Origin of the sequence: Thermomonas sp. (assembly GCF_041905325.1) — a bacterium.
Lineage (GTDB): Bacteria > Pseudomonadota > Gammaproteobacteria > Xanthomonadales > Xanthomonadaceae > Thermomonas.
In genome coordinates, this window is the sequence record NZ_JAYRLK010000004.1 from 265,757 (window position 1) to 274,459 (window position 8,703).

General features: G+C 63.7%; 18 protein-coding genes and 1 pseudogene. All 19 read right to left on the bottom strand.

Translation table 11 applies throughout. From position 1 onward, the window contains the following. Positions 1-20: 20 nt before the first annotated feature. Positions 21-374, bottom strand: coding sequence for a 50S ribosomal protein L18 (gene rplR / locus ACE3OK_RS06745; RefSeq protein ID WP_374248779.1), 354 nt, complete (start codon positions 372-374; stop codon positions 21-23). Between the two features lie 85 nt (positions 375-459). Further along, the gene (rplF, locus tag ACE3OK_RS06750) at positions 460-987 is read right to left on the bottom strand and encodes a 50S ribosomal protein L6 (RefSeq protein WP_374248780.1); all 528 of its coding nucleotides are present in this window, start codon (positions 985-987) and stop codon (positions 460-462) included. 13 nt (positions 988-1,000) lie between these two features. After that, a complete protein-coding gene (rpsH, locus tag ACE3OK_RS06755; protein ID WP_374248781.1) occupies positions 1,001-1,396 on the bottom strand; it encodes a 30S ribosomal protein S8 in 396 nt (131 codons plus the stop codon). Positions 1,397-1,562: 166 nt separating this feature from the next. Then, positions 1,563-1,868, bottom strand: coding sequence for a 30S ribosomal protein S14 (gene rpsN / locus ACE3OK_RS06760; RefSeq protein WP_374248782.1), 306 nt, complete (start codon positions 1,866-1,868; stop codon positions 1,563-1,565). A gap of 10 nt (positions 1,869-1,878) precedes the next feature. After that, the gene (gene rplE / locus ACE3OK_RS06765; protein ID WP_374248783.1) at positions 1,879-2,421 is read right to left on the bottom strand and encodes a 50S ribosomal protein L5; all 543 of its coding nucleotides are present in this window, start codon (positions 2,419-2,421) and stop codon (positions 1,879-1,881) included. A 1-nt stretch (position 2,422) separates the two neighbouring features. Continuing rightward, a complete protein-coding gene (gene rplX, locus ACE3OK_RS06770; protein WP_374248784.1) occupies positions 2,423-2,737 on the bottom strand; it encodes a 50S ribosomal protein L24 in 315 nt (104 codons plus the stop codon). A 17-nt stretch (positions 2,738-2,754) separates the two neighbouring features. Then, the gene (gene rplN, locus ACE3OK_RS06775) at positions 2,755-3,123 is read right to left on the bottom strand and encodes a 50S ribosomal protein L14 (protein ID WP_374248785.1); all 369 of its coding nucleotides are present in this window, start codon (positions 3,121-3,123) and stop codon (positions 2,755-2,757) included. A gap of 15 nt (positions 3,124-3,138) precedes the next feature. Continuing rightward, positions 3,139-3,402 carry a 30S ribosomal protein S17 gene (rpsQ, locus tag ACE3OK_RS06780; RefSeq protein WP_374248786.1) on the bottom strand — a complete coding sequence of 88 codons (264 nt, stop codon included), beginning with the start codon at positions 3,400-3,402 and terminating at the stop codon, positions 3,139-3,141. A 12-nt stretch (positions 3,403-3,414) separates the two neighbouring features. Then, positions 3,415-3,621, bottom strand: coding sequence for a 50S ribosomal protein L29 (gene rpmC, locus ACE3OK_RS06785; RefSeq protein WP_374248787.1), 207 nt, complete (start codon positions 3,619-3,621; stop codon positions 3,415-3,417). Beyond that, on the bottom strand, positions 3,621-4,034 hold the full coding sequence (rplP, locus tag ACE3OK_RS06790; RefSeq protein ID WP_374248788.1) for a 50S ribosomal protein L16: 414 nt from the start codon (positions 4,032-4,034) through the stop codon (positions 3,621-3,623). Before rplP ends, rpmC begins: the two co-directional genes overlap by 1 nt. A 3-nt stretch (positions 4,035-4,037) precedes the next feature. After that, a complete protein-coding gene (gene rpsC, locus ACE3OK_RS06795) occupies positions 4,038-4,796 on the bottom strand; it encodes a 30S ribosomal protein S3 (protein ID WP_374248789.1) in 759 nt (252 codons plus the stop codon). 2 nt (positions 4,797-4,798) lie between these two features. Beyond that, a complete protein-coding gene (gene rplV, locus ACE3OK_RS06800; RefSeq protein WP_374248790.1) occupies positions 4,799-5,134 on the bottom strand; it encodes a 50S ribosomal protein L22 in 336 nt (111 codons plus the stop codon). Positions 5,135-5,144: 10 nt separating this feature from the next. Then, positions 5,145-5,414, bottom strand: coding sequence for a 30S ribosomal protein S19 (rpsS, locus tag ACE3OK_RS06805; RefSeq protein WP_374248791.1), 270 nt, complete (start codon positions 5,412-5,414; stop codon positions 5,145-5,147). Between the two features lie 6 nt (positions 5,415-5,420). Then, the gene (rplB, locus tag ACE3OK_RS06810; RefSeq protein WP_374248792.1) at positions 5,421-6,248 is read right to left on the bottom strand and encodes a 50S ribosomal protein L2; all 828 of its coding nucleotides are present in this window, start codon (positions 6,246-6,248) and stop codon (positions 5,421-5,423) included. A gap of 11 nt (positions 6,249-6,259) precedes the next feature. Continuing rightward, positions 6,260-6,559 carry a 50S ribosomal protein L23 gene (gene rplW / locus ACE3OK_RS06815; protein ID WP_374248793.1) on the bottom strand — a complete coding sequence of 100 codons (300 nt, stop codon included), beginning with the start codon at positions 6,557-6,559 and terminating at the stop codon, positions 6,260-6,262. After that, entirely contained in the window at positions 6,556-7,161 is a 606-nt protein-coding gene (rplD, locus tag ACE3OK_RS06820; protein WP_374248794.1) for a 50S ribosomal protein L4, read from the bottom strand. Before rplD ends, rplW begins: the two co-directional genes overlap by 4 nt. Before the next feature lie 2 nt (positions 7,162-7,163). Continuing rightward, entirely contained in the window at positions 7,164-7,820 is a 657-nt protein-coding gene (gene rplC, locus ACE3OK_RS06825; protein WP_374248795.1) for a 50S ribosomal protein L3, read from the bottom strand. Between the two features lie 11 nt (positions 7,821-7,831). Beyond that, on the bottom strand, positions 7,832-8,143 hold the full coding sequence (gene rpsJ, locus ACE3OK_RS06830) for a 30S ribosomal protein S10 (protein WP_005408208.1): 312 nt from the start codon (positions 8,141-8,143) through the stop codon (positions 7,832-7,834). 435 nt (positions 8,144-8,578) lie between these two features. Beyond that, positions 8,579-8,703, bottom strand: a pseudogene (locus tag ACE3OK_RS06835) (elongation factor Tu); the annotation flags it as partial.

Genomic DNA, 8,703 nt, shown 5'->3' on the forward strand with positions numbered 1-8,703 from the left:
ACCGGGACGCCCGCAAGGCATCAGAACTGCAAACCACCTTCACGGGCAGCATCGGCAAGCGCCTTGATGCGACCGTGGTAGCGATAGCCGGAACGGTCGAATGCCACCTTGTCGATCCCGGCGGCCTTGGCGCGCTCGGCAATCAACTGGCCCACCTTGGTGGCGGCATCCTTGTTCTTGCCGCTGGTCAGGCCGGCCTTGACGTCCGCCTGCAAGGTGGACGCCGACGCCAACACCTTGGCGCCATCGGCGGTGAACAGCTGCGCGTACAGGTGCTGGCCGGTGCGCAGCACCGACAGGCGCGGCACACCGAGTTCGCGAATGTGGGCACGGGTCGACTTGGCGCGACGCAGGCGAGCGATCTTCTTTTCCATGGTTCTCTTCTCCGAAAGCTGAAGGCAGTGCGAGCCCCGCAACAGCCCGCACGAAGGTTCGCGGGCGATTGCGAGAAGTCCGCGCTTACGCCTTCTTGGCTTCCTTGCGGATGATGGTTTCGTCGGAGTACTTCACGCCCTTGCCCTTGTAAGGCTCCGGCGGACGGTAACCGCGAATCTTGGCAGCCACTTCACCCACCAACTGCTTGTCGGCACCTGCGACCAGGATTTCGGTCTGGGTCGGGGTGGTGATGGTGATGCCGGCCGGCGGAGCGAACAGCACCGGATGGGAATAGCCCAGCGACAGGTTCAGGTCACTGCCCTGCATGGCGGCACGGTAGCCGACACCGACCAGCTCGAGCTTGCGCTCGAAGCCGGCGGAGACACCGTGCACCATGTTGGCGAGAATCGCGCGCAGGGTGCCGGCCATCGGCACCTGCTGCGGCGTATCCGCCGACAGCAGCGCATGACCGTCTTCGACCTTGACGTCGACGCCGGCGGGCTTGGCGATGCTCAGGGCACCCTTGGGGCCCTTGACGCTGATGACATCCGCTTGGACGCTCAGTTCGACGCCCTTGACCAGGGCAACGGGCTTCTTGGCAACTCGGGACATGATCGATACTCCCTTAAGCCACGATGCACAGGACTTCGCCGCCGACGCCCTGCTGGCGCGCCTGCGAGTCGGTCATGATGCCCTTGGAGGTGGAAATGATGGCGATACCGAGGCCGCCCAGCACCTTCGGCAGGGCGTCCTTGCCGCGATAGTGGCGCAGGCCCGAGCGCGACACGCGCTTGATGGTCTCGATGACCGGCTTGCCCTCGAAATACTTCAAAGCGATTTCAAGTTCCGGCTTGGCGCCAACCTGGGTCACGCGCGCGTCGGCGATATAGCCTTCGCTCTTGAGGACGCTGGCGATCGCGACCTTGGTCTTGGAGGACGGCATTTTCACCGCCGGCTTGCCGACTGCGGCCGCATTCTTGATGCGTACCAGCATGTCGGCGATGGGATCAGTCATGCTCATGTAGTTTTACCTGATGAGTAGCACCGATATCCGCTTTCGCGAAAATCTGCTTGGGTTGTGGACGCCGTCAACGGCGCTTCATTGCAGCCAAAGCCCCGCATCGCTGCAGGGCCGGCTTGCGCACCCCGTCAATCTTCGACGAGGAGCCGCGTAGTGTAACAGGTTTTTACCAGCTTGCCTTGCGCAGGCCCGGCACATCGCCGCGCATGGTGGCTTCACGCAGCTTGTTGCGGCCCAGGCCGAACTTGCTGTAGACCGCACGCGGACGACCGGTAAGGACGCAGCGGGTGGTCTGCCGGGATGGCGAGGAATCGCGCGGCAGCTTCTGCAGCTTGGTCGCGGCCGCCATCTTGTCCTCGTAGGAGGCGTCCTGGCTGGAGATGACCTTCTTCAGTGCTTCGCGCTTGGCGGCGTGCTGCTTGGCCAGCTTGGCGCGCTTGACCTCGCGGTTGATCATGGAAGTCTTGGCCATGACGTGTCCTTTAGTTGCGGAACGGGAAGCGGAAGGCTTCGAGCAGGGCCTTGGCCTCGGCGTCGGTCTTCGCGGTGGTGGTGATGGCGATATCCATGCCGCGCATCGCGTCGACGGCGTCGAAGTCGATTTCCGGGAAGATGATCTGCTCCTTCACGCCCATGTTGTAGTTGCCACGGCCGTCGAACGAACGCCCCGACACGCCACGGAAGTCACGCACGCGCGGCAGCGAGATGTTGATCAGGCGATCGAGGAACTCGAACATGTGCGCACGGCGCAAGGTGACCTTGCAGCCGATCGGCCAACCGTCGCGGATCTTGAACGAAGCAACCGACACGCGCGACTTGGTGACCACCGGCTTCTGGCCGGAAATCTTGGTCATGTCGGCGACGGCGTTCTCAAGGACCTTCTTGTTGGTCGCCGCCTCGCCCACGCCCATGTTCAGCGTGACCTTGACGAGCCTGGGAACCTGCATCGGATTGGTGTAGCCGAATTGCTGCATCAGCTTCGGCACCACTTCTTCCTTGTAGAACTTTTCGAGACGGGTGGTCATGTCAGATAGCCTCGCCGCTGGAGCGGAACACGCGGATGCGCTTTCCATTCTCGAGCACCTTGGTGGCAACGCGCTCGCCCTTGCCCGTCGCCGGGTTCAGGAGCATCACGTTGGAAATGTGGATCGAAGCCTCGCGTTCGACCAACCCGCCGGCCTGGCCGGCCTGCGGGTTGGGCTTGGTGTGGCGCTTGACCAGGTTCAGGTTGGCGACGAACACGCGCTCTCCATCGACGCGCAGCACTTCGCCGGTCTGGCCCTTGATCTTCTTGTTGCCGGTGGTCACGACCACCTGGTCGCCCTTGCGGATACGGTTCATGTTCTTCCTTCCTCCGCTCAGAGCACTTCAGGCGCGAGCGAGACGATCTTCATGAACTTCTCGGTGCGCAGCTCGCGGGTCACGGGCCCGAAGATGCGCGTGCCGATCGGCTCTTGCTTGTTGTTGAGCAGCACGGCGGCGTTGCCGTCGAAGCGGATCAGCGAACCGTCGGGACGGCGCACGCCCTTGCGGGTACGCACCACCACGGCGTCGTAGACGTCGCCCTTCTTCACCTTGCCGCGCGGAATCGCATCCTTCACCGACACCTTGATGATGTCGCCGATGCCGGCGTAACGGCGCTTCGAGCCGCCCAGCACCTTGATGCACATCAATTCCTTGGCACCCGAGTTGTCGGCAACGTCGAGAAAGCTCTGCATCTGGATCATGGCTGTCTCTCCTGCTTACTCGGCGGCACGGGTGAGGATTTCCACCACCCGCCAGTTCTTGGTCTTGGACATCGGTGCGCATTCCGCCACGCGGACGACATCGCCTTCATTGCAGGCGTTGTCGGCATCGTGTGCGTGCAGCTTGGTGGAGCGGCGGATGTACTTGCCGTACAGCGCGTGCTTCACCAGGCGCTCGACGAGCACCGTCACGGTCTTGTCCATCTTGTTGCTGACGACGCGGCCTTCGACCGTGTGCAGCTTCTTGGTTTGTTCTGTCATGTCTGCCGTTCCTTACTTCGCCGCGCTGCTTTGCAGCGCGCCGAGCAGCGTGTTGACGCGAGCAATCTCGCGGCGCACGCGGCGGGGTTCGTTGGTCCTGGACGGAGGCAGCTGGCCGGTGGCCTTCTGCATCCGCAGCGCGAAGCGCTCCTTCTGCAGCTCGACCAAATGGGCCTTGAGCTCGTCCGCCGACTTCTGACGCAGTTGCTTGAGTTCCATCAGCGCACCGTCCGGGTCACGAATTGGGTGGTGACCGAAAGCTTGGCGGCGGCCAGGCGGAACGCTTCGCGCGCCACCTCTTCGCTCACGCCTTCGATCTCGTAGATCATGCGGCCGGGCTGGATCAGAGCGACCCAGTATTCCACGTTGCCCTTACCGGAGCCCATGCGGACTTCGATCGGCTTCTTGGTGATCGGCTTGTCGGGAAACACGCGGATCCACATCTTGCCGCCACGCTTGACATAACGGCTGATGGAACGACGCGCGGCCTCGATCTGGCGGGCGGTGAGCTGGCCGTGGGCAGTCGCCTTCAGGCCGAACTCGCCGAAGCTGACGGCATTGCCGTTCCAGCTCAGGCCTTCATTGCGGCCCTTGTGGACCTTGCGGTACTTGGTTCGCTTGGGTTGCAACATGGTTTATTCCCTCGCTTCGCCGCGCTCGGCGCGGTCGCCACGGTCACGGCGCGGACCGCGCGGACGTTCACGATCACGGTCGCCGCCACGCGGTGCCGGGGTGTCGTCCTGCTTCTCCTGGCCCACCTGGGAGAAATCGAAGATCTCGCCCTTGTAGACCCACACCTTGATGCCGATGATGCCGTAGGTGGTCTTCGCTTCCGCGAAGCCGTAATCGATGTCCGCACGCAGGGTGTGCAGCGGCACGCGGCCTTCGCGGTACCACTCGGAACGGGCGATTTCCGCACCGTTCAAGCGGCCAGCCACGTTGACCTTGATGCCCAGCGCACCCAGGCGCATCGCATTGCCCACCGCGCGCTTCATGGCGCGACGGAACATGATGCGACGCTCCAGCTGCTGGGCGATGGACTCGGCCACCAGCTGCGCATCGAGTTCCGGCTTGCGGACTTCGGTGACGTTGATGTGCGCCGGCACGCCGAGCACATCGGACACTTCCTTGCGCAGCTTCTCGATGTCCTCGCCACGCTTGCCGATCACCACGCCCGGACGGGCCGTGTGGATGGTCACGCGGGCGTTGTTGGCCGGACGCTCGATCAGGATCTTGCTGATCCCGGCCTGCGCCAGCTTCTTGCGAAGCATGTCGCGCACCTTGAGGTCGCCCGCCAGGAAGTCGGCGAACTGCTTCTTGCCGGCATACCACTTGGAGTTCCAGTCCTTGGCGATGCCCAGGCGGATGCCGATCGGATTGACTTTGTGACCCATGATTACTTGCCCTCGCCCACGATCACGGTGATGTGGCTGGTGCGCTTGGTGATGCGCGTGCCACGGCCCTTCGCTCGCGCCATGAAGCGCTTCAACGCGGGGCCTTCATCCACCATGATGGTCTTGACCTTCAGCGCGTCCGCATCGGCGCCATTGTTGTTTTCGGCGTTGGAGGCAGCCGAGAACACGACCTTGTAGATCATGCCGGCGGCCTTCTTGTCCGAGAACTTCAACAGGTCGAGCGCGCGGGCCACGGGCAGGCCGCGCACCTGGTCTGCAACCAGGCGCACTTTCTGGGGGGAGATGCGCGCGGTGCGCAGGATTGCCTTCGCTTCCATCGTCATCTCCTTACTTCCCGGCCTTCTTGTCGCCGCCATGACCCTTGAACGTCCGGGTCACGGCGAACTCGCCAAGCTTGTGGCCAACCATGTTTTCGTTGACCAACACCGGGACGTGGCTCTTGCCGTTGTGCACGGCAATGGTGAACCCGATCATTTCCGGCATGATCGTGGAGCGGCGCGACCAGGTCTTGATCGGCTTCTTGCTGTTGCCCGCGGTCTCCACCTTCTTTTGCAGATGGTGATCGATGAACGGGCCCTTCTTGAGTGAACGTGCCATTGCCGATTAGCTCCTGCGATCGCGCACGATGAACTGCTGGGTGCGCTTGTTCTTGCGGGTCTTGTAACCCTTGGTCGGCACGCCCCACGGGGTGACCGGGTGCGGATTGCCTTGGCCAGCCTTGGCTTCACCACCACCGTGCGGGTGGTCCACCGGGTTCATGGCGGCACCGCGGACGGTCGGCTTGACGCCGCGCCAGCGGGCGGCACCGGCCTTGCCCAGCTTCTCCAGGCCGTGCTCGTCGTTGCCGACTTCACCGATGGTGGCGCGGCATTCAGCCGGCACCTTGCGCATTTCGCCGGAGCGCAGGCGCAGGGTGGCGTAGACGCCTTCGCGGGCGACCAGCTGCACGCCAGCACCCGCGGCGCGGGCGATCTGCGCGCCCTTGCCGGGCTTCATCTCGATGCAATGCACGGTGGAGCCGACCGGGATGTTGCGCAGCGGCAGGGTGTTGCCGGCCTTGATCGGCGCATCACGCCCCGCGATCACCTGGTCGCCGGCCTTCAGGCCCTTCGGCGCGATGATGTAGCGACGCTCGCCATCGGCATAGCACAGCAGTGCGATATGCGCGGTGCGGTTGGGATCGTATTCAATGCGCTCGACGCGGGCGGGGATGCCCTCCTTGTCGCGCTTGAAGTCGATGATGCGGTAGTGCTGCTTGGAACCACCACCGATATGACGGGTGGTGATGCGACCATGGTGGTTGCGGCCACCGGTCTTGCTCTGCTTCTCGACCAATGCGGCGTGCGGAGCACCCTTGTGCAGGTCGGGCGTTACCACGCGGACCGCGCTGCGGCGGCCGGCAGAGGTGGGCTTGAAAGTCATCAGTGCCATGGGCTAATTCCTCAGGCCGAGGCCGTCATGACGTCGATCGCCTGGCCTTCGGCCAGCGTGACGTACGCCTTGCGCCAGTCACCACGGCGACCCTGGCGGAACTTGAAGGTCTTGGACTTGCCCTTCACGTTCACCACGTTCACCGCTTCGACCTTGACGCTGAAGATCTGCTCGACCGCTGCCTTGACGTCAGCCTTGGTGGCAGTCTTCGCAATCTCGAAGACGTATTGGTTGGAGACTTCCTGCAGGCGCGCGGTCTTTTCGGACACGCGCGGCGCACGGATCACTTCGTACAGGTTTGCGGCGCTCATGCCAGCCACTCCTCGATCTTCTTCACCGCATCGGTGGTCATCACCACGGTGTCGGCACCGACCAGCGCGACCGGGTCCAGACCCTGCACGTCACGCACCTGCACGTACGGCAGGTTGCGCGCCGACAGGTACAGGTTGTCGGAAGCGTTTTCGGTGACGATCAGCGGGCGCTTGCCCACGTTCAGCGCAGCCAGCTTGGCCACCAGGCCCGCCGTCTTGGCCGCCTCGATGTCGAAACCATCGACCACGGTGATGCGGCCCTGGCGGTTCAGCTCGGACAGGATCGACGCGATCGCGGCGCGATACATCTTGCGGTTGACCTTCTGCGCGAAGCTGCGCGGCTTGGCCGCGAAGGTCACGCCACCACCGACGAAGATCGGGGCCGTCAACGCGCCATGACGCGCGCCGCCACCCTTCTGCTTCTTCGACTTCTTGGTGGTGCCATTCACTTCGGCGCGGGTCTTCTGCGCCTTGGTGCCGGCACGACCGGCGTTGCGGTAGGCCACGACGACCTGGTGCACCAGATCTTCGCTGAAGGCGCGGTCGAACACCGCGTCGGAAACCGCCAGCTTGCTGGCGCTGCCGTTGATATTGAGTTCCATGATCAGACTCCCTTGCTCGTCGGGCGCACGATCACGTCACCACCCGGCGCACCCGGGACCGCGCCGCGCACGGCGATCAGGCCGCGCTCGACATCGACCTTGACCACCTGCAGGTTCTGCGTGGTCTGGGTTTCGTGGCCCATGTGGCCCGCCATCTTCTTGCCCGGGAACACGCGCCCCGGGGTCTGGCGCTGGCCGATCGAGCCCGGCGCGCGGTGCGACAGCGAGTTGCCGTGGGTGGCATCACCCATCTTGAAGTTCCAGCGCTTGATCGTGCCCTGGAAGCCCTTGCCCTTGGTCACGCCTTGGACGTCGACGATCTGGCCTTCACTGAAGATGTCGGCCTTGATCTCGCCACCCACTTCGAAACCACCGATCTGGTCAGCCTCGACGCGCAGCTCCCACAAACCGCGACCCGCTTCCACCTTGGCCTTGGCCAGGTGACCGGTTGCCGGCTTGCTGAGCAGGCTGGCGCGCTTGACGCCCGCAGTCACCTGCACGGCGGTGTAGCCGTCGGTATCGAGGGTCTTGATCTGGGTAATGCGATTCGGGGTCGCCTCGATCAGGGTCACCGGGATGGACTTGCCATCTTCGGTGAACATGCGGCTCATGCCGGCCTTGCGACCGACGATGCCGAGCGAATATTTCTTCGCGCTCATCTCCGGTCTCCTCAGGTCAGCTTGATCTGGACATCAACGCCAGCCGCGAGTTCGAGCTTCATCAGCGCGTCCACGGTCTTGTCGTTGGGGTCGACGATGTCGAGCACGCGCTTGTGCGTGCGGGTTTCGTACTGGTCGCGCGCGTCCTTGTCGACGTGCGGCGACACCAGCACGGTGTAGCGTTCGATCTTGGTCGGCAGCGGGATCGGGCCGCGCACTTGCGCGCCGGTCCGCTTGGCCGTCTCGACGATCTCGCTGGCCGAACGGTCGATCAGACGATGATCGAACGCCTTCAGCCGGATGCGAATCTTCTGGTCCGCCATGGGAGGATTGCCTCGTATCTAAAGAGCGACAGATGCGACGACTGGTTGCGCCACACCCCGTGAATGGAACGGGTAACACCGTATTGCTGCATCCTTGCGGCCGACGAACGCGCCAGCTGCCTGGCCCGTCAGAGAGGGTTTCCATGAACGCGCCGAAAGGCCCCGCCGATATGTCCCGGACGCTTCCGGAACGGACGAGGCCTTGCCACGCGACATCTCCCTGTCTGGCGAACACGAAACGCGTCCTGCGCTTCATTTCGCACCCTGCCGGAACTCAGATTCCTGCGGGGTCTTGCATTCTAACAGAGGACTTCGGGACTTTGCAAGCCCGATTCCGTTTTCAACTCGTCATCCCCGCCTTCCTCGCGCTTGCGCGCTCGTACCGCGGGGATGACATTCGGGTCAGCCACGCGCCGAAGCGCGCGGGGCCTTGCATCACTTGATGATCTTGGACACCACGCCGGCGCCGACGGTGCGGCCACCTTCGCGGATCGCGAAGCGCAGACCTTCGTCCATCGCCACCGGGTTGATCAGCGTGACCACCATCTTGATGTTGTCAC

Excerpts from the sequence above, each read along its gene's own strand:
- rplB (WP_374248792.1), bottom strand. The coding sequence starts at position 6,248 with ATGGCACTGATGACTTTCAAGCCCACCTCTGCCGGCCGCCGCAGCGCG.
- rplP (WP_374248788.1), bottom strand. The coding sequence starts at position 4,034 with ATGTTGCAACCCAAGCGAACCAAGTACCGCAAGGTCCACAAGGGCCGC.
- rplC (WP_374248795.1), bottom strand. The coding sequence starts at position 7,820 with ATGAGCGCGAAGAAATATTCGCTCGGCATCGTCGGTCGCAAGGCCGGC.
- rplN (WP_374248785.1), bottom strand. The coding sequence starts at position 3,123 with ATGATCCAGATGCAGAGCTTTCTCGACGTTGCCGACAACTCGGGTGCC.
- rplE (WP_374248783.1), bottom strand. The coding sequence starts at position 2,421 with ATGACCACCCGTCTCGAAAAGTTCTACAAGGAAGAAGTGGTGCCGAAG.
- rpsC (WP_374248789.1), bottom strand. The coding sequence starts at position 4,796 with ATGGGTCACAAAGTCAATCCGATCGGCATCCGCCTGGGCATCGCCAAG.
- rpsQ (WP_374248786.1), bottom strand. The coding sequence starts at position 3,402 with ATGACAGAACAAACCAAGAAGCTGCACACGGTCGAAGGCCGCGTCGTC.
- rpsN (WP_374248782.1), bottom strand. The coding sequence starts at position 1,868 with ATGGCCAAGACTTCCATGATCAACCGCGAGGTCAAGCGCGCCAAGCTG.
- rplX (WP_374248784.1), bottom strand. The coding sequence starts at position 2,737 with ATGAACCGTATCCGCAAGGGCGACCAGGTGGTCGTGACCACCGGCAAC.
- rplD (WP_374248794.1), bottom strand. The coding sequence starts at position 7,161 with ATGGAACTCAATATCAACGGCAGCGCCAGCAAGCTGGCGGTTTCCGAC.
- rpmC (WP_374248787.1), bottom strand. The coding sequence starts at position 3,621 with ATGGAACTCAAGCAACTGCGTCAGAAGTCGGCGGACGAGCTCAAGGCC.
- rplR (WP_374248779.1), bottom strand. The coding sequence starts at position 374 with ATGGAAAAGAAGATCGCTCGCCTGCGTCGCGCCAAGTCGACCCGTGCC.
- rpsJ (WP_005408208.1), bottom strand. The coding sequence starts at position 8,143 with ATGGCGGACCAGAAGATTCGCATCCGGCTGAAGGCGTTCGATCATCGT.
- rpsS (WP_374248791.1), bottom strand. The coding sequence starts at position 5,414 with ATGGCACGTTCACTCAAGAAGGGCCCGTTCATCGATCACCATCTGCAA.
- rplW (WP_374248793.1), bottom strand. The coding sequence starts at position 6,559 with ATGAGCGCCGCAAACCTGTACGAAGTGATCCGTGCGCCGCGCGTGTCC.
- rplV (WP_374248790.1), bottom strand. The coding sequence starts at position 5,134 with ATGGAAGCGAAGGCAATCCTGCGCACCGCGCGCATCTCCCCCCAGAAA.
- rplF (WP_374248780.1), bottom strand. The coding sequence starts at position 987 with ATGTCCCGAGTTGCCAAGAAGCCCGTTGCCCTGGTCAAGGGCGTCGAA.
- rpsH (WP_374248781.1), bottom strand. The coding sequence starts at position 1,396 with ATGAGCATGACTGATCCCATCGCCGACATGCTGGTACGCATCAAGAAT.